The organism is Bordetella pertussis 18323, assembly GCF_000306945.1.
GTDB classification, from domain to species: domain Bacteria; phylum Pseudomonadota; class Gammaproteobacteria; order Burkholderiales; family Burkholderiaceae_B; genus Bordetella; species Bordetella pertussis.
On record NC_018518.1, the window covers coordinates 463537 to 487759 of the forward strand.

The 24223-nt window shown below is 67.4% G+C and carries 23 protein-coding genes, 4 pseudogenes and 1 riboswitch; of the genes and pseudogenes, 14 read left to right on the forward strand and 13 right to left on the reverse strand.

Annotated features, from left to right (window positions below; genetic code table 11):
* Window positions 1–84: 84 nt before the first annotated feature.
* Window positions 85–561, forward strand: a complete 477-nt coding sequence (locus tag BN118_RS02245) for an Lrp/AsnC family transcriptional regulator (RefSeq protein ID WP_010929823.1) — start codon at window positions 85–87, stop codon at window positions 559–561.
* A gap of 16 nt (window positions 562–577) precedes the next feature.
* On the opposite strand, the gene BN118_RS02250 is transcribed toward BN118_RS02245, so the two are convergent.
* On the reverse strand, window positions 578–1498 hold the full coding sequence (locus BN118_RS02250; RefSeq protein WP_023853391.1) for a bestrophin family protein: 921 nt from the start codon (window positions 1496–1498) through the stop codon (window positions 578–580).
* Between the two features lie 106 nt (window positions 1499–1604).
* Between BN118_RS02250 and BN118_RS02255 the strand changes: the two genes are divergently transcribed.
* Window positions 1605–2105 (forward strand): SET domain-containing protein, encoded by a 501-nt coding sequence (locus BN118_RS02255; protein ID WP_003818232.1) that lies wholly within the window; start codon window positions 1605–1607, stop codon window positions 2103–2105.
* A 109-nt stretch (window positions 2106–2214) separates the two neighbouring features.
* Window positions 2215–2368: riboswitch (FMN riboswitch) on the forward strand.
* Window positions 2369–2478: 110 nt separating this feature from the next.
* On the forward strand, window positions 2479–3171 hold the full coding sequence (gene ribB, locus BN118_RS02260; RefSeq protein WP_010929826.1) for a 3,4-dihydroxy-2-butanone-4-phosphate synthase: 693 nt from the start codon (window positions 2479–2481) through the stop codon (window positions 3169–3171).
* A 13-nt stretch (window positions 3172–3184) separates the two neighbouring features.
* On the opposite strand, the pseudogene BN118_RS20635 reads toward ribB, so the two are convergent.
* Window positions 3185–3382 (reverse strand): annotated as a pseudogene (locus BN118_RS20635) (nucleoside 2-deoxyribosyltransferase); the annotation flags it as partial.
* 97 nt (window positions 3383–3479) lie between these two features.
* Between BN118_RS20635 and BN118_RS02270 the strand changes: the two are divergent.
* The 5 genes from BN118_RS02270 to BN118_RS02285 all read left to right on the forward strand — a co-directional run bounded on the left by BN118_RS02270 (window position 3480) and on the right by BN118_RS02285 (window position 7276).
* Window positions 3480–4478, forward strand: a complete 999-nt coding sequence (locus tag BN118_RS02270; protein ID WP_014905478.1) for an IS481-like element IS481 family transposase — start codon at window positions 3480–3482, stop codon at window positions 4476–4478.
* Window positions 4441–4875 carry an SRPBCC domain-containing protein gene (locus tag BN118_RS02275; protein WP_033446233.1) on the forward strand — a complete coding sequence of 145 codons (435 nt, stop codon included), beginning with the start codon at window positions 4441–4443 and terminating at the stop codon, window positions 4873–4875. Before BN118_RS02270 ends, BN118_RS02275 begins: the two co-directional genes overlap by 38 nt.
* 143 nt (window positions 4876–5018) lie before the next feature.
* Entirely contained in the window at window positions 5019–5918 is a 900-nt protein-coding gene (locus tag BN118_RS21315) for an MFS transporter (RefSeq protein ID WP_409334280.1), read from the forward strand.
* Window positions 5919–5926: 8 nt separating this feature from the next.
* Complete coding sequence (locus BN118_RS21320) at window positions 5927–6376, forward strand: MFS transporter (RefSeq protein WP_023852850.1); 450 nt, start codon at window positions 5927–5929, stop codon at window positions 6374–6376.
* Window positions 6377–6391: 15 nt separating this feature from the next.
* Window positions 6392–7276 carry a DMT family transporter gene (locus BN118_RS02285; RefSeq protein ID WP_010929974.1) on the forward strand — a complete coding sequence of 295 codons (885 nt, stop codon included), beginning with the start codon at window positions 6392–6394 and terminating at the stop codon, window positions 7274–7276.
* Here the strand turns inward: BN118_RS02285 and BN118_RS20510 are convergent.
* Window positions 7273–7422: pseudogene (locus BN118_RS20510) on the reverse strand (cardiolipin synthase ClsB); the annotation flags it as partial. The gene BN118_RS02285 and the pseudogene BN118_RS20510 overlap by 4 nt on opposite strands.
* Window positions 7423–7517: 95 nt before the next feature.
* On the opposite strand from BN118_RS20510, the gene BN118_RS02295 reads away from it, so the two are divergent.
* Complete coding sequence (locus tag BN118_RS02295) at window positions 7518–8468, forward strand: IS481-like element IS481 family transposase (RefSeq protein ID WP_005015810.1); 951 nt, start codon at window positions 7518–7520, stop codon at window positions 8466–8468.
* On the opposite strand, the pseudogene clsB reads toward BN118_RS02295, so the two are convergent.
* The 10 genes and pseudogenes from clsB to purT all read right to left on the reverse strand — a co-directional run.
* Window positions 8463–9527 (reverse strand): annotated as a pseudogene (gene clsB / locus BN118_RS02300) (cardiolipin synthase ClsB); the annotation flags it as partial. The gene BN118_RS02295 and the pseudogene clsB overlap by 6 nt on opposite strands.
* Complete coding sequence (locus BN118_RS02305) at window positions 9524–10384, reverse strand: endonuclease/exonuclease/phosphatase family protein (protein WP_010929972.1); 861 nt, start codon at window positions 10382–10384, stop codon at window positions 9524–9526. The pseudogene clsB and the gene BN118_RS02305, both read right to left, overlap by 4 nt.
* A gap of 112 nt (window positions 10385–10496) precedes the next feature.
* Window positions 10497–12287: an aspartate--tRNA ligase gene (aspS, locus tag BN118_RS02310; RefSeq protein ID WP_003807038.1), complete on the reverse strand. Its 1791-nt coding sequence runs from the start codon at window positions 12285–12287 to the stop codon at window positions 10497–10499.
* Between the two features lie 40 nt (window positions 12288–12327).
* Window positions 12328–12993 carry a DUF502 domain-containing protein gene (locus BN118_RS02315; RefSeq protein WP_003807035.1) on the reverse strand — a complete coding sequence of 222 codons (666 nt, stop codon included), beginning with the start codon at window positions 12991–12993 and terminating at the stop codon, window positions 12328–12330.
* Window positions 12994–13302 (reverse strand): FmdB family zinc ribbon protein, encoded by a 309-nt coding sequence (locus BN118_RS02320; RefSeq protein ID WP_010929971.1) that lies wholly within the window; start codon window positions 13300–13302, stop codon window positions 12994–12996.
* A 165-nt stretch (window positions 13303–13467) separates the two neighbouring features.
* Window positions 13468–14754 carry a putative Na+/H+ antiporter gene (locus tag BN118_RS02325; protein WP_010929970.1) on the reverse strand — a complete coding sequence of 429 codons (1287 nt, stop codon included), beginning with the start codon at window positions 14752–14754 and terminating at the stop codon, window positions 13468–13470.
* A gap of 126 nt (window positions 14755–14880) precedes the next feature.
* Window positions 14881–16188 (reverse strand): annotated as a pseudogene (locus tag BN118_RS02330) (GMC family oxidoreductase); the annotation flags it as partial.
* Complete coding sequence (locus tag BN118_RS19365) at window positions 16189–17139, reverse strand: IS481-like element IS481 family transposase (RefSeq protein WP_014905388.1); 951 nt, start codon at window positions 17137–17139, stop codon at window positions 16189–16191. It abuts the pseudogene before it with no gap.
* A gap of 81 nt (window positions 17140–17220) precedes the next feature.
* Window positions 17221–18954 (reverse strand): TonB-dependent receptor, encoded by a 1734-nt coding sequence (locus tag BN118_RS02335; protein WP_023852660.1) that lies wholly within the window; start codon window positions 18952–18954, stop codon window positions 17221–17223.
* A gap of 136 nt (window positions 18955–19090) precedes the next feature.
* On the reverse strand, window positions 19091–20305 hold the full coding sequence (purT, locus tag BN118_RS02340) for a formate-dependent phosphoribosylglycinamide formyltransferase (protein ID WP_010929968.1): 1215 nt from the start codon (window positions 20303–20305) through the stop codon (window positions 19091–19093).
* A 105-nt stretch (window positions 20306–20410) separates the two neighbouring features.
* Between purT and BN118_RS02345 the strand changes: the two genes are divergently transcribed.
* The 5 genes from BN118_RS02345 to lptB are packed head-to-tail and all read left to right on the forward strand — an operon-like array spanning window position 20411 to window position 24087.
* Entirely contained in the window at window positions 20411–21400 is a 990-nt protein-coding gene (locus tag BN118_RS02345) for a KpsF/GutQ family sugar-phosphate isomerase (protein WP_003815171.1), read from the forward strand.
* The gene (locus BN118_RS02350) at window positions 21397–22005 is read left to right on the forward strand and encodes a KdsC family phosphatase (protein WP_003815172.1); all 609 of its coding nucleotides are present in this window, start codon (window positions 21397–21399) and stop codon (window positions 22003–22005) included. The genes BN118_RS02345 and BN118_RS02350 overlap by 4 nt, the downstream gene beginning before the upstream one ends.
* Before the next feature lie 12 nt (window positions 22006–22017).
* Window positions 22018–22647 (forward strand): LPS export ABC transporter periplasmic protein LptC, encoded by a 630-nt coding sequence (gene lptC, locus BN118_RS02355; protein ID WP_010929967.1) that lies wholly within the window; start codon window positions 22018–22020, stop codon window positions 22645–22647.
* Window positions 22644–23264 (forward strand): lipopolysaccharide transport periplasmic protein LptA, encoded by a 621-nt coding sequence (gene lptA / locus BN118_RS02360; protein ID WP_003815175.1) that lies wholly within the window; start codon window positions 22644–22646, stop codon window positions 23262–23264. The genes lptC and lptA overlap by 4 nt, the downstream gene beginning before the upstream one ends.
* 31 nt (window positions 23265–23295) lie before the next feature.
* Entirely contained in the window at window positions 23296–24087 is a 792-nt protein-coding gene (gene lptB / locus BN118_RS02365; protein WP_003815177.1) for an LPS export ABC transporter ATP-binding protein, read from the forward strand.
* The last annotated feature ends 136 nt before the right edge of the window (window positions 24088–24223 follow it).

Below are 24223 nucleotides of genomic sequence, written 5' to 3' on the forward strand. Positions count from 1 at the left end.
TTTTAGGAAGAATACTTATCTTCTTTTCCAACAAATACCCCAAATCGCAGTAAATTAGCCCATGTTTTTCATCCGATTTAGAAAATGAAACTGGACAAGTTCGATCTGGCGATTTTGAAGGCCCTGCAGGACAACGCGCGCGCCAGCCTCAACGATATCGGCGCGGCGGTCGGCCTGTCGTCCACCCCGTGCTGGAATCGCATCAAGCGCATGGAAGGCGCCGGCATCATACGCGGCTATACGGTCGACATCGACCCCGCCAGCATCGGCTTTACCGATACCGTCATCGTGCATGTCACGCTGGAAAGCCACAGCGAGGAAACGCTCTACGAGTTCGGGCGCGCGCTGGCGCAGATCCCCGAAGTGCTGGAAGCCTTCCTGGTCTCGGGCGATTACGATTACTACATACGCATCGCGGTACGCGATACGCGCGATTACGAGCGGCTGCTGCACGAACGTCTCTATCGCATTCCGGGCATCCGGCACAGCAAGTCCTGCTTCGTGCTGCGCAGCCTGAAGGAAACCCGGCTGCCGCTCACGCCGCCGCCCGAGCAGGCATGACGCCGCGCCAGGCCGTTCAGGTCAGCACATAGCCGCGCGGCAACAAGGGCGCGGGCAGGGGATGGGCACCCAGGCCCTCGAGCAGGTCGATTTCGAGATCGCGCGCCAGCGCGGCCAGCGGCAGGTCGTTCTCGGCCAGGCCGAACGGCTCCTCCAGCTCATCGCCCAAGGCATCCAGGCCGAAGAACGTGTAGGCGACGAACGCCACCGCCAACGGTGTCAGCGGCCCCAGCGTGCCCACCAGGCCGAACGGCAGCAGCAGGCAGAACAGCCAGGCCGTCCGATGCAGCAGCAGCGAATACGCGAACGGCGTGGGCGTGGTCTTGATGCGCTCGCAGGCCGCCTGCACTTGCGCGCAGGCCAGCACGCGTTGCTGCAACCCCTGGTACACCACCTCGCCATAGCGGCGCTGCGGCCCGCCTTCGTGCAGGTCGCCGGTCACGGCGCGCAGGATGGCATCGGGCACGTTGCGGTGGCCGGCCAGCGCCATGCTTTCGGCGTCCGGCAGCCAGGGGCGCGCGGCGGTCAAGGGATCGCCGCCGCGCAGGCGCGCGACCAGCGCATGATTGAAGCCGATCAGGCGGCGCACGATACGCGCCTGGCGCGGCGCGTCGGCCGCGCCGGACAACACGGCCGCAGTCTCGCGCGCGAGGCTGCGGCACTGCGCGCTCAATTCGGCCCATTGCTTGCGGGCCTCCCACCAGCGGTCGTAGCAGACGTTGTTGCGAAAACCCAGGAACACCGACAGGGCCAGGCCGAACAGCGAAAAGGGCACGGCATTGAGGTGGCCGGGCGCGAACCACTGGCGCGCGTGCAGCCACGCAACGACACAGGACAACGCGACGATGACGGCAACCTTGGCGGCAATGTGCGGAATGACGGAGCCGCGCAAAATGAACAGCAGGCCCCAGGCGGTAGGGCGCGGACGGACAATCATGACAATCTGGCTACAACGGAACTTCGGCAACCACAACTATAGCCTGTGAAGCGCGCGGCGCCGTCGATATAATGGCCCGCTTGCCCGCCCACGCCTTTTGCGTCCTATGACCGAGATCATCAAACCCTGGCACTCCGTGCGCCGCTCCAGGCTGCACGGCAACGGCGTCTTCGCGACGCGCAAGATCCCGGCCGGCACCCGCATCATCGAATACGGCGGCAAGCGCATCAGCGCCGAAGAAGCCGATCGCCGGCACCCCACCAATCCGGACGATCCGTTCCATACCTTCTTCTTCTCGCTGAGTTCCGGCCGCGTCATCGACGGCGGCGACGAAGGCAACGACGCGCGCTGGATCAACCACTCGTGCGACCCCAACTGCGAAGCGCAGGAAGGCCGCCACGGCAAGCGCGTCTATATCGTGGCGCTGCGCGATATCGCGCGCGGCGAAGAGCTGTTCTACGACTACGGCCTGGTGCTCGACGGCAGGATCACCAGGAAGCTGAAAGAAGGCTACCGCTGCCTGTGCGGGACGACGCCGTGCCGCGGCACCATGCTGGCCCTGCCCGAGAAGAAAAAGACCAAGGCCAGGAGCGCCGAAAAGGCCTAAGGCCGACAGGGTCTGTCGGGCGCCGCATCGCAATCGGCGTACAATGGACCGGCCGCAGCAATGCGGTACAGGGCCGGCGGCGCCGCAAAGCACCGTCCGTCCCCAAGCAGTACGTCTTCAGGGCGGGGTGCAATTCCCCACCGGCGGTATGCCACGCAATGTGGCGAGCCCGCGAGCGCCCTGCGTTGGCAACAGCGCAGGGGTCAGCAGACCTGGTGAGATGCCAGGGCCGACGGTCATAGTCCGGATGAGAGAAGATGTGCCGGCACTTTCCCGCCAGACGGGCGCTCGCGCGCCTGCGCGGTATTGCGTTTGGCTGTCGATTTAGCCCTGAAACGTTTTTCGCCATTTCCTTTTTTGCGAGAGCGTTTCAATGTCCAACGTCGTTCCCACCCCTGTTTTCCCCCTGTTCGCCCAGCCTTTCGCCACGCGCCTGGAGCGCGCCCTGCAGCACCTGCGCATCGGCCGCCCCGTCATCCTGATGGACGATTTCGATCGCGAGAACGAAGCCGACCTGATCGTCGCGGCCGACAAGCTGACCGTGCCCGTCATGGCGCAACTGATCCGCGACGGCAGCGGCATCGTGTGCCTGTGCCTGCCGGGCGAAACCCTCGACCGCCTGGAGCTGCCGCCCATGGTCGACAGCAACCGCAGCCGGTACTCGACGGCCTTTACGGTGTCCATCGAGGCACGCGAAGGCGTGACCACCGGCGTGTCGGCGGTCGATCGCGTCACCACCATCCGTGCCGCCATCGCGCCGGGCGCGCGCAGCGGCGACGTGGTCAGCCCCGGACACGTATTCCCGCTGCGCGCGCAGCCAGGCGGTGTGCTGACGCGGCGCGGCCACACCGAAGGCTCGGTGGACCTGGCGGCCCTGGCGGGCCTGCGCCCGGCCGGCGTGCTGTGCGAACTGATGAATGCCGACGGCACGATGATGCGCGGCGCGTCGCTCGAGCGCTACGCCGCCAAAGAAGGCCTGGTCGCCCTGGCCATCGACGAACTGGCGGCGCATCTGCAAGCGCGTGGCGCCACCGGCGCGCCGGCCGAACTGGCCGTCGCCGCCTGAGGCGCGCGAGCCGTCAAGACGTCGACGCACGTGCCTGCGCCGCCATGGCGGCCAGGCACTGCACAGCGTCGCCGGCCACCACGCGGGCGGTGCACGCCAGCATCAGATTGAGATTCAGGCCGAAGTCCTCGACCGTGTAGCCCTGCGCGTCCACGTGACGCGACGGGTCGTGCGGCGCGCGTCTTGCGCCAAGCTGCTCGACCAGGCTAGCTGTGAAGATTCAATAGGTTGTATGCATGGTTCATCCGAACCGGATTTGAGAAACTGGAAATCGCCACCCCCCCAGTTCACTCAAGGAGCCCGGCCGGATGAACACCCATAAGCATGCCCGATTGACCTTCCTACGTCGACTCGAAATGGTCCAGCAATTGATCGCCCATCAAGTTTGTGTGCCTGAAGCGGCCCGCGCCTATGGGGTCACCGCGCCGACTGTGCGCAAATGGCTGGGCCGCTTCCTGGCTCAGGGCCAGGCGGGCTTGGCCGATGCGTCCTCGCGCCCGACGGTCTCGCCCCGAGCGATTGCGCCGGCCAAGGCGCTGGCTATCGTGGAGCTGCGCCGCAAGCGGCTGACCCAAGCGCGCATCGCCCAGGCGCTGGGCGTGTCAGCCAGCACCGTCAGCCGCGTCCTGGCCCGCGCCGGTCTGTCGCACCTGGCCGACCTGGAGCCGGCCGAGCCGGTGGTGCGCTACGAGCATCAGGCCCCCGGCGATCTGCTGCACATCGACATCAAGAAGCTGGGACGTATCCAGCGCCCTGGCCACCGGGTCACGGGCAACCGACGCGATACCGTTGAGGGGGCCGGCTGGGACTTCGTCTTCGTGGCCATCGATGACCACGCCCGCGTGGCCTTCACCGACATCCACCCCGACGAGCGCTTCCCCAGCGCCGTCCAGTTCCTCAAGGACGCAGTGGCCTACTACCAGCGCCTGGGCGTGACCATCCAGCGCTTGCTCACCGACAATGGCTCGGCCTTTCGCAGCCGCGCCTTCGCCGCGCTGTGCCATGAGCTGGGCATCAAGCACCGCTTTACCCGACCTTACCGCCCACAGACCAATGGCAAGGCCGAACGCTTCATCCAGTCGGCCTTGCGTGAGTGGGCTTACGCTCACACCTACCAGAACTCCCAACACCGAGCCGATGCCATGAAATCCTGGCTACACCACTACAACTGGCATCGACCCCACCAAGGCATCGGGCGCGCTGTACCCATCTCCAGACTCAACCTGGACGAATACAACCTATTGACAGTTCACACCTACCGAGTACGAACTGGTGGTGCGCGCCAAGGTGGCCGGCCTGGAGACTGATTACCAGGGCGAGATCCTGCTTTCTGATCTGGATCCTCCCCATTCCTGTACCGTTGCCTTCGAAGGCAAGGGGCTGGCCAGCGGCCTGGCTATCGGTACCGCCCAGGTCAACCTGAGCCCCAAGGACGACGGGACGCGCCTGAGCTATACGGTGGCGGCCATGGCCGGCGGCAAGCTGGCCGAGCTGGGCGAATCGACCATCATGAAGGCCGGCAACAAGATCGTGGAGAAGTTCTTCGCCGCGTTCATCGACCATATGGCCGGCCAGCCCCGCCTGGCGCCGTCACCGCCGCCGCCGGAGCCCGAACCGCGCGGCCTGACCAATTCGCGCTGGTCCTGGGCGGTTGCGCTGTGCGTGGTGCTGGTGATTCTGGGATATCACACCTTCTTCAAATAGGCAGCAAGAATCGGTGTTTTCCCTAGGTTGGCGGTGCTATGCTTGAGAGCATGAGCGCGCCGCCTACTCAAGACCCAGAAATTACGACGACAACTCAAGAATCCCCCCATTCTCGGCGCGATTTGTTACGAGCGATGGCGGGCGTGTCCGCCACCGTGGTGCTGGTGGCGTTCGACTCGACCATTGTCACGACCACGCTGCCACGCGTGGCGGCCGCGCTCAACGGGATGGCGTTGTACGCGTGGGTCGGCACGGCCTATCTGTTGGCGACCGCCGCCTCGATCCTGATTTTCGGCCGGCTGGGCGATATGTACGGCCGCAAACCCCTGATGCTGGTGTCGGTGTCGCTGGTGGCGCTGGGCTCGATCGCCTGCGGCCTGGCGCAGAGCATGCCGCAGCTGATCGCGTTCCGGACCCTGCAGGGCATAGGCGGGGGCATGATGATCGCGACGGCATTCGCCGCCCCGTCGGACCTGTTTCCCGACGCCGGCCAGCGGGTGCGCTGGATGGCGCTGGTGTCGGCGACGTTCGCGATGGCCAGCGGGATAGGCCCCGTGCTGGGCGGCGCGGCCACGCAGGCGCTGGGCTGGCGCGCGGCGTTTTTCATTTCGCCGCTGGCCGCGGTGGCGGCGTTGTTTCTGCTGGCGCGCTATTTCCCCCGCATCCGGCCGGCGCAGACGGCCAGCCGCCGCATCGACTGGGTGGGCGGCCTGTTGCTGATCGTGGTGGTGGGCGCGCCGCTGGCGGCCATCGAACTGGCTTTCGCGCCTGGCGATGGCGCCCATCCGCGCGTGGCGCTGGCGCTGGCGGTGGCCGGAATCGCCGCGGTGGCGCTGCTGGTGCCTATCGAGCGTCGCGTACGGTCCCCTATTTTCCCCCTGCGCGTGCTGGCCGGCCTCGAACCCCGGCTGCTGAACCTGGCTGCGGTGGCGGTGGGCGCGACGATGTTCATCCTGATTTTCTACAGTCCGCTGCTGCTGCAGCACGAGCTGGATTATTCCCCGAGCTGGATTACTCCCCGAGCGAGGCGGGACTGCTGCTGACGCCGCTGGTGGCGGCGATTTCGTTCGGCAGTATCATCAATGGCCGCCTGTTTCCCAAGCAGACCGAGCCGCAGCGCCTGATGGTGTTCGGCAGCTGCCTGCTGGCGGCCGGTTCCGCCATGATGCTGGCCGTGAGCGCCGGGACGTCGGCCTGGTGGATCGTGGCGGCATTCTTCGTCAACGGCACGGCGCTGGGATTCCTGCTGCCGAACCTGACGCTGTTCATGCAGATGCTCAGCGAACGGCGTGACGTGGGGGTGGCCTCGGCGCTGGTGCAGACCACCCGCGCCATGGGCAGCGCCGCCGGCACGGCTCTGGTGGGTATCGCGATTTCGCACAGTTCGGTGCTCGATGGGGTGCGTGCCGGCCTGATTCTCTGTGTGCTGCTGTCGCTGTTCAGCGCCGTGGTGGCGCACCGCGTGAAAATGAAGAACGTCGCGGCCACGCCCGCCGCCTGACCTGGAACTGATCCCATGCCGCGTCGTGATCTGCTGGACTTGCTGGCGCTGGCCGCCGTATGGGGCGGGTCGTTCCTGTTCATGCGCGTGGCGGTGCCCGAGTTCGGGCCCGCCGCCCTGATGGAGCTGCGCGTGGGGCTGGCCGCGCTGTTCCTGCTGCCGCTGGCCCTGTGGCGCGGCAAGCCGGCGTTGATCGCACGGCACTGGAAGGCGATATTGGTGGTGGGCACGCTGAATTCGGCGCTGCCCTTCCTGCTGTATGCCTATGCGGCCCAGTCGCTGGGCGCGGGCTTTCTGTCGGTGGCCAATGCGGTCACGCCGGTGTGGGGCGCGGTGATCGGCTGGCTGTGGCTGGGGGACCGCCTGCCGCGCATGCGCGCCCTGGGCCTGCTGATCAGCCTGTCGGGCATCATCGTACTGGTATGGGACAAGCTGGATTTCCATGACGGCGGCACGGGGCCAGCCGTGCTGGCCGCCATCAGCGCGCCGGTGTTCTACGGCATGGCGGCCAACTGGACCAAGCGCTATCTCGGCCACGTGGACGCGCTGACCAACGCAACGGGCAGCATGGTGGCCGCCTCGCTGGTACTGGCGCCCCTGGCGATCATCCACTGGCCCGAACAGGCGGTATCGTTCGAGGCGTGGCGCGCCACGGTGCTGCTGGCAATCGTCTGCACTGGCGCGGCCTATATCGTGTTCTTCCGCCTGATCGCCCGTGTCGGCCCGACCGCCGCGGTCAGCGTGACATTCCTGGTGCCGGTGTTCGGCGTGCTATGGGGCGTGTGGTTCCTGGACGAAGCGGTGACGCCGCGCATCCTGGCCGGCGCCGGCGTGATCCTGGTCGGCACCGCGCTGGCGCTGGGCCTGGTGGGCGCCCGGCGCGTCGCGGCAGCCGATTAGTACCGCCCCGCGCGCCCGGTCAGCGCCACGCCGATGCGCAGCATGGTGTAGGCCGCGACGTCGACGCATCGCCGCAGCCAGCCGCGCCGCTGGTAGTCCAGGGGCCGGATGAACTGGCCGCCCAGGGCAATGGCGCGCTCTAGGTGTGAAGATTCAATAGGTTGTATGCATGGTTCATCCGAACCGGATTTGAGAAACTGGAAATCGCCAACCCCCCAGTTCACTCAAGGAGCCCGGCCGGATGAACACCCATAAGCATGCCCGATTGACCTTCCTACGTCGACTCGAAATGGTCCAGCAATTGATCGCCCATCAAGTTTGTGTGCCTGAAGCGGCCCGCGCCTATGGGGTCACCGCGCCGACTGTGCGCAAATGGCTGGGCCGCTTCCTGGCTCAGGGCCAGGCGGGCTTGGCCGATGCGTCCTCGCGCCCGACGGTCTCGCCCCGAGCGATTGCGCCGGCCAAGGCGCTGGCTATCGTGGAGCTGCGCCGCAAGCGGCTGACCCAAGCGCGCATCGCCCAGGCGCTGGGCGTGTCAGCCAGCACCGTCAGCCGCGTCCTGGCCCGCGCCGGTCTGTCGCACCTGGCCGACCTGGAGCCGGCCGAGCCGGTGGTGCGCTACGAGCATCAGGCCCCCGGCGATCTGCTGCACATCGACATCAAGAAGCTGGGACGTATCCAGCGCCCTGGCCACCGGGTCACGGGCAACCGACGCGATACCGTTGAGGGGGCCGGCTGGGACTTCGTCTTCGTGGCCATCGATGACCACGCCCGCGTGGCCTTCACCGACATCCACCCCGACGAGCGCTTCCCCAGCGCCGTCCAGTTCCTCAAGGACGCAGTGGCCTACTACCAGCGCCTGGGCGTGACCATCCAGCGCTTGCTCACCGACAATGGCTCGGCCTTTCGCAGCCGCGCCTTCGCCGCGCTGTGCCATGAGCTGGGCATCAAGCACCGCTTTACCCGACCTTACCGCCCACAGACCAATGGCAAGGCCGAACGCTTCATCCAGTCGGCCTTGCGTGAGTGGGCTTACGCTCACACCTACCAGAACTCCCAACACCGAGCCGATGCCATGAAATCCTGGCTACACCACTACAACTGGCATCGACCCCACCAAGGCATCGGGCGCGCTGTACCCATCTCCAGACTCAACCTGGACGAATACAACCTATTGACAGTTCACATCTAGGCGTTCCTGCAGGTCCCAGGCGAAGGGCTGGTCGTCGACGACCACGTTGGCTTCGCGGGCCAGCAGCAGGCTGAAGGGATCGAGATTGGACGAGCCGACGGTAGCCATGTTGTCGATGACGGCGACCTTGGCGTGCAGGTAGCCCGGCATGTATTCGTAGATCTCGATGCCGCCGCGCAGCAGCCGGTCGTACAGCGCGCGCGTGGCGAAGTACTGCATGCGGTATTCGGGCTTGCCCTGCAGCAGCAGCCGCACGCGCACGCCGCGCGCGGCGGCCTGCATGAGGCTCTTGCGGAATTGATGCCCGGGGAAGAAATAGGCGTTGGCGATCAGGATGTCGCGGCGCGCATGCTGGATGCCATAAAGGTAGGCCTGCTCGAAGGTCTGCCGAAAGCGCAGGTTGTCGCGCAGCAGCAATGCCGCGCGCAGCTTGCCGGCCGGCGAGGCGTCGGCGTGCACCGGCTTGAACAGGCGCATCCAGTCCCTTGGGTGGCGGCGCAGGCGGGCCCAGTTCAGCCGTACCCACAACAGGTCCTGGGCATAGAGTATGTGCGGCACCAGGGGGCCCTGCACCGCCACGGCGAAGTCGAAGCGCGGCGCGGGGATGTCGTCGCCGGGGTCGAGGTCGTCGTAGTCGTCGACGATATTGATGCCGCCGACGAACGCCAGCTCGGCGTCGACCACGGCCACCTTGCGATGCAGGCGGCGCAAGCGGCTGCGCGAGAACGCCAGGTGGCCCAGCCAGCGGGGCTCGGGCCGGAAGATGCGGCACTGGCCGCCGGCCTGGGTGATGCGCAGGCGTATCGTCTCGGCCGTGCCGGCGCTGCCGAAACCGTCGAGCACCACGCGCACCTTGACGCCGCGGCGGGCAGCGCTCTCCAGGCATTCGAGCATCTGTCGCCCGGTGCGGTCGAGCAGGAAGATGTAGGTCTCCAGATGCACCGACAGGCGCGCCGCGTCGATGGCCTCGCATAGCGCGGGAAAGAAATCGCCGCCGTTTTGCAGCAGGCGGATGGCGTTGCCATCGGTCCAGTGCAACCTGACGATCTGGGCCTTCACGGCAATTCGAGCTCGGCCAGCAGCGGCGAATGATCCGACAGGCGCGCCCACTCGCGCCCGCGCAGGACGCGGGCGCTGCGCACGGCGAAGCCGCGTTGGTAGATGCGATCCAGGCGGAACCACGGGAACACCGCCGGGAAAGTCCGCGGCGGCGGCAGGGGACAATAGGCGCCGCCCATGCCCAGCTGGTTGTTGCGTTCGAGCACCGCCACGCTGTTGGGCACGCCGCGCAGTACGTTGCCCAAGCGCCTGACCGAGTCGCGCAGGCGCGGCAGGTCGCCGCCGTGCGAGCGCGGCGCGTGCGAAAACACTTCGTACAGGCCCAGCTGCTGCACGAACATCGGCGCCAGGCGGTCACCCCAATCGTTGAAGTCGCCCACGATCAGCAGCGGCGCGCCGTCCGGGACCGATTGCCGGATGCGGTCCGTCAGGGCCTGGATCTGGCGGCCACGACTGCCGGCGAACAAGCCCAGGTGCACGACGAAGCAGTGCACCTCGGTGCCGCCGACGTCGATGCGCGCGTGCAGCAGGCCGCGCTGCTCCAGACGATGGTCGGAGATGTCCTGGTTCTCGTGATCGAGGATGTCAAAGCGCGACAGCAAGGCATTGCCGTGATCGGTGCCGGTACGGATGGCATTGCGGCCATAGGCCGCCTGCAGGCGCAGTGCGGCGGCCAGCGATTCGTGCTGGGCGTGCAGGACCGAGGATACCTCGTTGCGTCCCTGGACCTCCTGCAGGAAGACCAGGTCCGGACGCAGGCCATACAGGCCCAGGCGCAGATCGTTGAGGGACTCGCGCCGGCCCAGGGCCGAGCGGCCTTTGTGGATGTTGTAGCTGACTACGCGAATAAGCGACATAGGAGGTATGGCGCGTTATCGAAACGGGCGAAGCCACGCCATTGCCCGGCCTGCCCGATTCCGGCCGCTGGCGGCGCCGCCGCCCATGGCGTCGGCGCTTCGCCAGCTTACTTCATTTCACTTCGACGTTGCGCAAGCGGATGTGCAGCTCGCGCAATTGCTTCTCGTCGACTTCCGACGGCGCGCCGGTCAACAGGCACTGCGCACGCTGGGTCTTGGGGAAGGCGATCACGTCGCGGATGGATTCGGCGCCGGCCATCATGGTGATGATGCGGTCCAGGCCGAACGCGATGCCGCCATGCGGCGGCGCGCCATACTGCAGCGCGTCCAGCAGGAAGCCGAACTTCTCGCGCGCCTCCTCGGCGTCGATCTTGAGCGCGCGGAATACCTTGCTCTGCACTTCCTCGCGGTGGATACGCACCGAGCCGCCGCCGATTTCCCAGCCGTTGAGCACCATGTCGTAGGCCTTGGCGACGGCCTTGCCCGGATCGCTTTCGAGGAAGTCCTCGTGGCCGTCCTTCGGGCTGGTGAACGGGTGGTGCGCGGCGGTATAGCGGTTTTCCTCCTCGTCGTACTCGAACATGGGGAAGTCGACGACCCACAGCGGCTTCCAGCCGCCGCTGAACAGGCCGGCCTTCTTGCCGAATTCGCTGTGGCCGATCTTCACGCGCAGCGCGCCGATGGCGTCGTTGACCACCTTGGCGCGATCCGCGCCGAAGAAGATGATGTCGCCGTTCTGCGCGCCGGTGCGCTTGACCAGTTCGGCCAGCGCGGCATCGTGCAGGTTCTTGACGATGGGCGACTGCAGGCCCTCGCGGCCCTTGGCCACGTCGTTGACCTTGATGTAGGCCAGGCCCTTGGCGCCGTAGATGCCGACGAATTGCGTGTAGGCGTCGATCTCGCTGCGCGACATCTCGCCGCCGCCCTGCACGCGCAGCGCCACGACGCGGCTGCCCGCGGTGGTGGCGGCCGAGGCGAACACCTTGAAATCCACGTCGCGCATGACGTCGGTCATGTCGGTGAATTCCAGGTTGACGCGCAGGTCGGGCTTGTCCGAGCCATAGCGCTGCATGGCCTCCGTCCAGCTCATGATGGGGAACGGCGTGGGCAGGTCCACGTCCTGCACCACCTTGAATACATGGCGGATCATGCCTTCGAAGATTTCACGGATCTCGACTTCGTTCAGGAACGAAGTCTCGCAATCGATCTGGGTGAATTCGGGCTGGCGGTCGGCGCGCAGGTCTTCGTCGCGGAAGCACTTGGTGATCTGGTAGTAACGGTCGAAACCCGAGACCATCAGCATCTGCTTGAACAGCTGCGGCGATTGCGGCAGGGCAAAGAAATACCCGGCGTTGACCCGCGACGGCACCAGGTAGTCGCGCGCGCCCTCGGGCGTGCTCTTGGTCAGCATCGGCGTTTCGATGTCGATGAAGCCGAGCTGGTCGAGGTACTTGCGCACTTCGATCGAGACGCGGTAGCGCAGCATCAGGTTGTGCTGCATCTGCGGGCGGCGCAGGTCCAGCACGCGATGGGTCAGCCGGGTGGTTTCCGACAGGTTGTCGTCATCCAGCTGGAACGGCGGCGTCACCGACGCGTTGAGGATCTCGACCTGCTGGCACAGCACTTCGACCTCGCCCGAGGCCAGCTCGGCGTTGGCCGTGCCTTCGGGGCGCAGGCGCACCAGGCCGGTGATGCTGATGCAGAACTCGTTGCGCAGGCGCTCGGCCGTGCCGAAAGCCTCGGCATTGTCGGGGTCGAACACGATTTGCGCCAGGCCCGTGCGATCGCGCAGGTCGATGAAGATGACCCCGCCGTGGTCGCGGCGGCGGTTCACCCAGCCGTACAGGGTGACAGTCTGGCCGAGATGGTCACGGCAAACCTGGCCGGTGTAGCAGGTACGCATGCGGGATAACTCCGTGTATAGGCTGTGTAAGCGTAAAAGGTTACGGTTCGGCGCCCGGCGCCAGGGGCGCACCAGGCGTCGTGGGCGGGGATACGGGCCGGCGATCCGCCGGCGCCACGACCCCCATGGAAACGATGTACTTCAGGGCCGCGTCGACGCTCATCTGCAGATCGATGACCTGGTCGCGCGGCATCATCAGGAAAAAGCCGGACGTCGGGTTGGGCGTGGTGGGCACGTAGACGCTGAGGTGTTCGCCGGGAAGGTACGAGGCCACCTCGCCGCTGGGCGTGCCGGTCAGGAAGGCGATGGTCCACGAGCCGGCGCGCGGGTACTGGATCAGCACGGCCTGGCGAAACGCCCGGCCATTGGGCGCCAGCACGGTATCGCTGACCTGCTTGACCGAGTTGTAGATCGAGCGCACCAGCGGAATGCGCCCCAGGATGCGCTCCCAGTGCTCGAGCAGGCTGCGCCCGAGCAGGTTGGCGGCAAACACGCCCGTCAGCAGCACCACGGTGATGACGAGGACGAAGCGGAACCCGGGGATATCCACGCCAAACAACGACTGCGATGACAAGAAGCCGGGAACGAACCCCTCCAGCGTCGCGACGAGCAGGCCCAGCACCCATACCGTGATGGCCAGGGGCACCCAGATCAACAAGCCGGTGATGAAGTACTTCTTGAACACGCGCATGACGCTGTGCCGCAATCAGGTGGAGGTGGCTGCCGGCGCCGCGGGTGCGGGCGTGGCGGCCGAGGCGGACGCACCGCCGGCGTCGCCGCCGCTGGCGGCCGGCGCGGCGGATTGGCCAGCGGCCGGCTTGCCCGCTCCGTTGTTGTTGCGAAAATCGGTGACGTACCAGCCCGAGCCCTTGAGCTGGAAGCCGGCGGCCGTCACCTGCTTGGAATACGTGCTCTGGCCGCAGGCGGGACAGTCCGCCAGCGGCGCATCGGAGATCTTTTGCAGCACGTCCTCGGCATGGCCGCACGCGCTGCATTTATATGCATAAATGGGCATTTAACGAAAACTCCCAGGCGAACCGGCGCGTGGAATTCCACCTCTGTGCCTGGCCGGGAAGGTCCGGGCGGCACGGCGGCTGGGCCGGCGAAATACGGGAAAGTCTTGAATTTTAGCGGTTTTTCAAGGAAAGGCCGCCTGGCGGCGGCGCGGCCCTGCCCTGTCTTATACCGGCAACATGAACATGGCAGCAGCCACCAGCGTCGGTACCAGCGCCGCGATGAACAGACGCCCAGACGATATGCTGCCGTCCGGGAAGTACTTCCCGAGGATGGCGAAACCGGCCGGATTGGGCGCGTTGGCGATCACCGTCAGGCCGCCGCCGGTGACCGCGCCGGCCACGAGCATGTAGCGCCAGGCCTCGCTGGTTCCTTCGACCAACGAGCCCAGGTAAGTCAGCGCGGCATTGTCGGTGATGGCCGTCAGCGCAGTCGCGCCCCAGAACAGCACCGTGGGTTCCAGCCCGCCCAGCAGATCCTGCAGCCACCATTTCTGCAAGCCGCCCAGCACGACCAGGCCGGCCAGGAAGAAACCGACCATCAGGCCTTCCCTGATCATCAGCCGGCTCTGATGGCGCTGGTAGGCGTGCGCGAAGCCGATGAACATCATCAGCATGCCCAGGAACACAGCGGGATGATGCGCGGTAAGGACGATCCCCACCAGGAAGGCCAGGTGCATCAGCGTCACCGGCGCCGGCACGGGCGGCCGCTTCTCGGATGCGTCGCCGGACGCATTGACGCCGGCGCCGGTGCCCACCGCGCCCTCCAGCAGGGCCTGGCGGCACAGCATGGTCAGCACGCCGGCGTTCAGGAAGACGGCGACGGCGGCGCGCCAGCCGAAATGGGTAGCCATGTAGGCGGTATCCCAGCCGAAGGTCGCGGCCACCATCAGCACGGGAGGCGCCGCGTAGGAGGTCAGCACGCCGCCGATGGACACGTTGACGAACAGCACGCCCAGCGTCATGTACTTGAAGCCGGCGCGGCCGCTGCAGCGGAAGTAGCCGTCGCGCAGCAGGATGGCGGCCAGCGTCATGGCCGCCGGCTCGGTGATGAACGAGCCGCCCAGCGGCACGATCGACATGACGATGAAGAAGGTGGCCAGCTCGCGCCGTATCGGCACCATGGCCGCCAGCAGCCGCACCACGCTGCCCACCAGCTCCAGGATGGGCCGGCTGGACGCCACCACCATGATCGCGAAGACGAACAGCGGCTCGGTGAAGTTGCGCGTATCCATGTACTGGACTGCGCGATCGGTGCCGGCCATCAGCGCCATACAGGCGATCAGTACGAACGCCCATACGCCAAAGACGGCCTCGACCTCGGAAAGCAGGTGCCATACGCCGGCATGCGGCCCGTTGCGGTGAGCCAGGCGAGCAAAGAAGGGAACGGAAAACGTGTGTAGTACCGCCACGCTGAACAACAGCGTGGCCACGATTTCAATAGCGTGGGGCATGGGGCTCTGTCGAAGGCGCTGCGCGGGGCGCCAGGCCTCGGCATGCTGCACGTGTTAAACAAGTGTCGGAATATAACGCAGCCGCGCGCCGCGGCGAACCCGTGAATACACCCGATGCGGCGGCCTTCATGTTTGCCGGCGGGCTTCGCGCAGCAGTTGGGCGCCTTTTTCCGCGATCATGATGGTCGGCGAGTTGGTATTGCCCGAGGTGATGGTCGGCATGATGGATGCGTCGATCACCCGCAGGCCCTGCAGGCCATGCACGCGCAACGCGGCATCCACCGCCGCCTGCGCGTCGTCGCCCATCCTGCAGGTTCCCACCGGATGGAAAATGGTCGTGCCGATCTCGCCGGCCAGCCGCTGCAGGTCTTCCTCGCTCTGCCATTGCTCGCCGGGCCTGTATTCCTGCGGCTGGTAGCGCGCCAGCGCGGGCTGAGCCACGATGCGCCGGGTCAGGCGGATGCTGTCGGCGGCGACTTTGCGGTCGGCCTCGGTGGAAAGATAGTTGCAGAGGATCTCGGGATGGTCGCCCGGATCGGGCGAGACGATACGCACGTGGCCCCGGCTGGTCGGACGCAGATTGCACACCGACGCGGTGAAGGCGGGAAAATCATGCAGCGGGTCGCCGAACTTCTCCAGCGACAGCGGCTGGACGTGGTACTCGAGATTGGCGCGCGACTGCTCGGGGCCCGAGCGGGCGAACGCACCCAGCTGCGACGGCGCCATGCTGAGCGGGCCGCGCCGCTGCACGGCGTATTGCAGGCCCATCCATGCCTTGCCCCACAGGGTGCCCGCCACCCCGTTCAAGGTGCGGGCGCCCCGCACCCGGTAGATCAGGCGCAGCTGCAGGTGGTCCTGCAGGTTTGCGCCCACGCCGGGCAGGTCATGCAGCACGGGCACCCCGCGCGCCTGTAGCAGCGCCGCCGGCCCCACGCCGGACACCTGCAGCAGTTGCGCCGACCCGATGGCGCCGGCGGCCAGCACCACCTCGCCGCGCGCCTGGGCATACTGTTCGCCGCCGCCCTCCGCCATGAAGCGCACCCCTACCGCGCGGCGGTTCTGGAACACCACGCGCGCCACCCGCGCGCCGGTCAGGACCTTCAGGTTGCCGCGGTCCATGGCCGGCCGCAGAAAACCCTTGGCGGTGTTCCAGCGCACGCCGCGGCGCTGGTTGACCTCGAAATAGTCGCAACCCTCGTTGTCGCCCTGGTTGAAGTCGTCGATCGAGGCGATGCCGGCCTGCGCGGCCGCCGCACGGAACGCGTCGAGCAATTTCCAGGACAGGCGCTGGCGCTCGACCCGCCATTCGCCGCCCGCGCCGTGGAAGGCGCTGGCGCCGCCATGGTGGTCCTCGCTGGCCTTGAACAGCGGCAGCACGTCGTCCCACCCCCAGCCCGGGTTGCCCTGCGCCGCCCAGCCGTCGTAGTCGGCGCGCTAGCTGTGAACTGTCAATAGGTTGTATTCGTCCAGGTTGAGTCTGGAGATGGGTACAGCGCGCCCGATGCCTTGGTGGGGTCGATGCCAGTTGTAGTGGTGTAGCCAGGATTTCATGGCATCGGCTCGGTGTTGGGAGTTCTGGTAGGTGTGAGCGTAAGCCCACTCACGCAAGGCCGACTGGATGAAGCGTTCGGCCTTGCCATTGGTCTGTGGGCGGTAAGGTCGGGTAAAGCGGTGCTTGATGCCCAGCTCATGGCACAGCGCGGCGAAGGCGCGGCTGCGAAAGGCCGAGCCATTGTCGGTGAGCAAGCGCTGGATGGTCACGCCCAGGCGCTGGTAGTAGGCCACTGCGTCCTTGAGGAACTGGACGGCGCTGGGGAAGCGCTCGTCGGGGTGGATGTCGGTGAAGGCCACGCGGGCGTGGTCATCGATGGCCACGAAGACGAAGTCCCAGCCGGCCCCCTCAACGGTATCGCGTCGGTTGCCCGTGACCCGGTGGCCAGGGCGCTGGATACGTCCCAGCTTCTTGATGTCGATGTGCAGCAGATCGCCGGGGGCCTGATGCTCGTAGCGCACCACCGGCTCGGCCGGCTCCAGGTCGGCCAGGTGCGACAGACCGGCGCGGGCCAGGACGCGGCTGACGGTGCTGGCTGACACGCCCAGCGCCTGGGCGATGCGCGCTTGGGTCAGCCGCTTGCGGCGCAGCTCCACGATAGCCAGCGCCTTGGCCGGCGCAATCGCTCGGGGCGAGACCGTCGGGCGCGAGGACGCATCGGCCAAGCCCGTCTGGCCCTGAGCCAGGAAGCGGCCCAGCCATTTGCGCACAGTCGGCGCGGTGACCCCATAGGCGCGGGCCGCTTCAGGCACACAAACTTGATGGGCGATCAATTGCTGGACCATTTCGAGTCGACGTAGGAAGGTCAATCGGGCATGCTTATGGGTGTTCATCCGGCCGGGCTCCTTGAGTGAACTGGGGGGTTGGCGATTTCCAGTTTCTCAAATCCGGTTCGGATGAACCATGCATACAACCTATTGAATCTTCACAGCTAGCCGCCCCGCCCCGCTCATTTCCAGGCCGCGCGAGCGCTGCAGGCCCGTCAGGAGTATCCGCGTGGGATCGTGGGGCGCGCGCGTGCGGCGGTTGTAGAGTTCGAGCTGGTAGACGGCCAGCATGGTGCTCAGGCGCCCGTCCAGCCAGTCGCTCTTGACCCCGGCTTCGTACTGGCGCGTATGTTCGGGCGGCAGATCATTGGCGTTGCCCCGCGCGTCCGGCGTGATGCCTATGGTGCCGCCGCCGGTGGGCGAGAAAGTCTTGCTGTACGACGCGTAGAACGCGTGCGCCGGCCAGGGCGTCCAGACCACTCCCAGGCGCGGACTCACACTGCGGTCGCCACGGCTGCCTTCCAGGCCCAGCAGGCGATTGCGCGTGCGCACCCCGAACCGGTCCAGGCGCGCGCCCGCCACCACCTGCCAGGACTCGCTCAATCGCAGTTGATCCTGCAAGTAGTAGCCTTGCGTACGCACGCGGTGACGCGCATCGCTGGCGCGCTCCATGCGGCCGTGGTGCTGCTGGCTCAAGTCGGGGTGGTGCAGCGCCAGCCCGGGCACCGGCTGCGCGCCGGGGCCTTTGGTGGCCGCGCGGTGCAGCGTCGGATCACGATGCTGGCTGCCCAGCTCGACGCCGGCCAGCAAGCGGTGTTCGAGCCAGCCGGTGGCGAACGTGCCCTCGGCCTCGAAGACGTTGTAAAGATGCCGGGCGCGCAGGTGCTGCTGCCAGCGCTGGCGTTGCACCAGCCCGGTCTCGGCGCGCCAGCCGGACAGATAGGTGTTGTCGAAATCGCTATGCAGCCGGAACGTCGACAGGGTATGGCGCAGCTCCCATCCATTGGCCGCCCGGTAGCGCAGGCGCGAGCGCAGCACCTGGACCCGATCGTCGATATTGTCGCGCCCGGGGTCGCCGTAGACGGTCGAGCGCCCGACCGGCGCGGGCCGGCCGTCCACCGAGGGAATGCCGCGGTCGGGCACGCGGTCGTAGCGGCTGTGTTCGTACTGCGCCAGCCAATCGAGCCGTGGCGTAATGCGCCACGCCAAGGCGGGCGACGCCAGGCGGCGGCGCGAGCTGACCCCGTGCCTGAAACTGCCCGCATTCTCGCCGCCCACGTTCAGGCGCAGGCTGACCGTGTCGGAAGGGTCCGCGCTCAGGTCGGCGTACAGGCTGCGAAAGTCCTCGCCGCCCAGCCGGACTTCGAGGGTGGAAGCGCGGCCCGGCCCGGGCGCCTTGCTCACCCGATTGACGATGCCGCCCTGGCTGCCGCGGCCGTACAGAACGCCGGCCGGCCCCTTGAGCACCTCGATGCGCTCGATGTTGTGCAGGTCGCGCACGTACTGGCTGTCATCGCGCACCCCGTCCAGGTAGAAGTCGCTGCCGGCGTCGAACCCGCGTATGCGCAAGCCGTCGAAGCGGGTATCGCTGGCGTCGGTGACATTGGGCACGCCGGCCAGCGCCTCGCCCAGCGTGCGCGCGCCATAGTTCAGGGCGTCCGGCACCTTCACGGTGTCGACCGTCTGCGGCACCTCCCGCAGCGGTGTGGCGGTACGGGTGGCGGTGCTGCCTTCGAATACCCGCGGATCGTCGGGATCGTCGCCGATGACCGCGATGGGCGCCAATTCAGCCGGCGCGGCCCCGCTCGGCGCGGGAAAGGCGCCTGCCAGCGCCATGGCGGCCAGCGCCGGGATCAGGGATAAGCGGCAAGGTGGAATCATGGATGCGAGCTATTGCGACTTCCGGATTGGAAGCACTCGCGATCCTAGCGATAATGCGCATCATTCCCGAATAGGACGTTTCCGCGAACCCCCTTGCCAGGGCCGATGTGCCAGGCCCTGGCAAGGGCGGGTTGCCTCAGGCGCGCACGCGCACGGCCTGCGACACGCGCGCCGCCTTGGCCCGGGCCTGGTCGACGTCGTCGGCCACGGCCAGCCCCACGCCCATGCGCCGCTTGGCGTAAGACTCGGGCTTGCCGAACAGGCGGATGTCGGTGCCGGGCTCGGCCAGCGCCTGCGCCACGCCCTCGAAGGCCACGCCGCGGGCATCGACCCCGCCGTAGATGACGCTGCTTGCGCCCGGCTGGCGCAGGCGCGTGTCCACCGGCAGGCCCAGCAGCGCGCGCGCATGCAGCTCGAATTCGTTCTGCACCTGGGAAATCAGGGTGACCATGCCGGTGTCGTGCGGACGCGGGCTGACTTCGGAGAACCAGACCTGGTCGCCGGCCACGAACAGCTCCACCCCGAATATGCCCAGGCCGCCCAGGTCGCCGGTCACGGCCAGGGCGATCTCGCGCGAGCGCTGCAGCGCGACCGGCGACATGGGATGGGGCTGCCAGCTCTCGACATAGTCGCCATCGACCTGGCGATGCCCGATGGGCTCGCAGAACTGCGTCACGATCTGCCCGTCGGCGCCGCGGGCGCGCACCGTCAGCAGGGTGATCTCGTAGTCGAACTCGATGAAACCCTCGACGATCACGCGTCCGGCGCCCACGCGCCCGCCCTCCTGGGCGTAGCGCCACGCGGCGGCGATGTCATCGGCCGAGCGGATGATCGACTGGCCCTTGCCCGAGGAGGACATGACCGGCTTGATCACGCACGGATAGCCGATGCCGCCGTCGATGGCCTCGCGCAGCGCCTGCTCGGTATCGACGAAGCGGTAGGGCGAGGTGGGCAGGCCCAGGGTCTCGGCGGCCAGCCGGCGGATGCCTTCGCGGTTCATGGTCAGGTGGGCGGCGCGGGCGGTGGGCGTGACGTGCACGGCGCCTTCGTCCTCCAGCGCGACCAGCAGGTCGGTGGCAATGGCCTCGATTTCGGGCACGACCACATGCGGGCGCTCCTGCTCGATGACCTGCCGCAGCGCCTGCGGATCGGTCATGGAGACCACGTGGGCGCGATGCGCCACCTGGTGGCCCGGCGCGTCGGCATAGCGGTCGACCGCGATGACCTCCACCCCCAGGCGCTGCAGGGCGATCACCACCTCCTTGCCTAGCTCGCCTGCGCCCAGCAACATGACGCGGGTAGCCGTTGGAGACAGCGGGGTGCCGAGAACCGGCGCGGGAAAGGTGGACATGACGACGGGCCTGCCTGAAAAGAAAAAGGGCGCAAAAAGGAGCCGCCAGCATGCCATAGGGGCCCGGACCCGGCAACTTGGCGCACTGCGATTAAAATCCGCTCCATGAGCGCTCATCCCGACCCCACGCCCGAGGCCATTCTCGCCTCGGCACGCCGCACGCTGCAGACCGAGGCGCAAGCTATTGCCGACCTCGCCGCCCGGCTCGACGACAGCTTCGTGCAGGTCGTCGGCATGCTGCTGGCCTGCCGCGGCCGTGTCGTGGTCAGCGGCATCGGCAAGACCGGGCACATTGCCCGCAAGCTGGCCGCCACCCTGGCCTCCACCGGCACGCCGGCCTTTTTCGTGCACGCCGCCGAAGCCATCCACGGCGACCTGGGGATGGTCACCCGCGACGATGTCCTGATCGCGATTTCCTATTCCGGCACCGGCCAGGAGCTGCTGACCATTCTGCCGGTGGTGCGCCGCATGGGCGCGGGACTGATCGCCATTACCGGCAACGCCGAATCCGAACTGGCCCGCCTGGCCGACGTGCACCTGGACGCCAGCGTGTCCCAGGAGGCCTGCCCGCTCAATCTGGCGCCCACCGCCAGCACCACGGCGGCGCTGGCCCTGGGCGACGCCCTGGCGGTCGCCTGCCTGGAGGCGCGCGGCTTCGGCCGCGAGGATTTCGCGCGTTCCCACCCCGGCGGCGCCCTGGGCCGCCGCCTGCTCACCCACGTGCGCGACGTGATGCGGCACGGGCCCGCGCTGCCCATCGTCGCCGAAGACGCCCCCCTGCCCCGCGCGCTCGAGGAAATCTCGGCCAAGGGCATGGGCATGACGGCGGTCGTCGACGCACAGCGCAAGCCCGTGGGCATCTTCACCGACGGCGACCTGCGCCGCCTGATCGAGCGCGTCGGCGACATCCGCAGCCTGACGGTAGCCGACGGCATGACCCGGGCTCCGCGTACCATCGGGCCTGACGCGCTGGCCGCCGAGGCCGCCCAGCAAATGGACGACCGCCGCCTCAACCAGATGCTGGTGGTGGACACCGCCGGCGTGCTGATCGGCGCCCTGCATACTCACGACTTGATGGCAGCCAAAGTAGTATGACCAAGAACTCTCCTGTTTCCGTGCCGCACCCCGCCGAAGCCCTGGTGCTCGCCCGCATCCCCGCCTCGGTGCGCGAACGCGCCGCCGCGGTGCGCCTGATGGTTTTCGACGTCGACGGCGTGCTGACCGATGGCGGCCTGTACTATGGCGAGCACGGCGAAATGTTCAAGCGTTTCCATGCGCTGGACGGCCATGGCCTGCGGCTGCTGATGGAAGGCGGCCTGAAAGTCGCCCTGATCACCGGCCGCTCCGGCCCCATCGCCGACCGGCGCGCCGCCGAGCTGGGCATCGCCGAAGTGCTGCAAGGCGTGCGCGACAAGGGCGGCGCCCTGAGTGAACTTGCCCAGCGCGTGGGCGTCCAACTCAACCAGACCGGCTATATGGGCGACGACATCATCGACCTGCCTGCCATGCAGCGCGCCGGCTTCGCCGCCAGCGTCGCCAATGCGCCGGGCTACGTGGCGCAAGCCGCCCACTGGGTATCCAGCCAGCCGGGCGGCCAGGGCGCGGTGCGCGAATGCTGCGACCTGCTGCTTGCCGCCCAGGGCCGCCTGGGCACCTTCCTGGGCACGCCGGCCCTGCTCGGGCCCGGCGCCATCCAGTAACCGTTATCAGGCATGAAAGAACGCTTTCCCTCGCTGATCGCCTTGTTCCTGCTGCTGGCGCTGGTCGTCGGCACGTGGTGGGCGGCCGACTATGCGCAACGCGCCGTCCAGGTCGATCCGCCGCGCCGGCTGACGCACGAGATGGACTCGTGGGCGCGCGATTTCGTGATGCTGCGCACCGACGTCCAGGGCCACCCGATCAACCGCCTGGAAGGCGTCTATGTCGAGCACTTCCCCGACGACGACTCCTACCACGTGACCACGCCGCGCGCCATCGGCCAACAGGCCGGCAACCCGATCACCATCGGGGTATCGAAAACCGCCATCATGGAACAGGGCGGCCAGCGCATCGTCATGAACGGCGACACGCACGTGCACCGGCAGCCCGACGCCCGCAACGAGACGCTGGACGTACGCAGCCAGCAGCTGATCCTGCTGCCCGACGAAGACGTGGTGTTCACCGACTTGCCCGCCCAGGTCAACAAGGGCAATTCCCGCATGAACGGCACCGGCATGCATTACAACAACAAGACCCGGCAATTGCGCGTATCGGCGGCCGCCGACGTCGAAATTGCAGGAACCGAGGGGCGCAAGCGGCAATCCACCGAGACGCCCGCCAACTCCAACCAGAACAAACCATGACCCACCTGAGGCTTTCCCTTGCCCCGCTGCGGTTGTGCAGCATCCTGCTGCTGGCCGCTGCCGGCGCTGCGCAGGCGCAGGCGCAATCCGGCCAGGCCGCGCCGGCCGAAGAGCCGAGCACGCTGATCCTCTCGGACACGCTGCACTACGACGACATCAAGCGCCAGAGCATCTTCACGGGCAACGTCATCCTCACGCGCGGGCTGATGACGCTGACCTCGGACAAGCTGGAAGTCAACGAGGACGCGGCGGGCAACCAGTTCGGGGTCGCCACGGCCGACAAGGGCAAGATCGTCACCATCCGCCAGGACCGTCCCGAGACCTTCGAGCTGATCGAGGGCAAGGGCCTGCGCGCCGAATACGAAAGCAGCAAGAGCCAGTTCGACCTGATCGGCCAGGCCATCGTCACCCGCTACATCTGCGGCAAACCGTTCGACACGATTCGCGGCGACCGGGTGCGCTACAACGAGAAGACCGGCATCTACCAGGCGCAGGGCGGTCCGAACTCATCGGCCGCAGGCGGGCGCGTACGCTCGCTGGCCGAGCCGCGCGCCAAGGCCGACGCCGCGATCGCGGAATGCCGCGCCAAGAAGCAAGCGCCCAAGAAGCCGCAGTGAACCGCGCCTCCCTCTCCTATCACGTTGCACGATGACCGACTCCCACGCCACTCTGTCCACCGCCACCGCTGCCGGCGCCGCCGCCGGCAGCCTGCGCGCCACCGGGCTGCGCAAGACCTACAACGGCCGCACCGTGGTGCAGGATGTCTCGCTGTCGGTGGTCAGCGGCGAGGTGGTGGGCCTGCTCGGGCCCAACGGTGCGGGCAAGACCACCAGCTTCTACATGATCGTCGGCCTGGTTCCGGCCGACTCCGGGCGCATCGAGATCGACGGCTCGAACATCACGTCCATGCCCATCCACAAGCGGGCGCGCATGGGCCTGTCGTACCTGCCCCAGGACGCCTCGGTGTTCCGCCGCCTGACGGTGGAGCAGAACATCCGCGCCGTGCTGGAGCTGCAGCTCGGCCCCAACGGCAAGCCGCTGCCCGAGGCCAGGATCCGCGACAACCTCGAAGCCCTGCTGGAAGAACTGCAGATCGGCCATATCCGCGCCAACACCGCCATTTCGCTGTCCGGCGGCGAACGACGCCGGGTCGAGATCGCGCGCGCCCTGGCCACCAGCCCGCGCTTCATCCTGCTTGACGAACCCTTCGCCGGGGTCGACCCGATCGCCGTGATCGAGATCCAGCGCATCGTGCGCTTCCTGAAGGGCCGCGGCATCGGCGTGCTGATCACCGACCACAACGTGCGCGAAACCCTGGGCATCTGCGACCGCGCCTACATCATCAGCGAAGGCAAGGTCCTCACCGATGGGCACCCCGACGAAATCGTCGGCGATCCGGCCGTGCGCCGCGTCTATCTGGGCGAGCATTTCCGCATGTAAGCGGGGGCTGCGCCGCGTCCTCTCGGGGAAAGCCCTAAGCCCTGCGCGCGCCCCTCTGGGGCCGCCATCAAACGTACACAATCTTGCGCTAGCTGTGAAGATTCAATAGGTTGTATGCATGGTTCATCCGAACCGG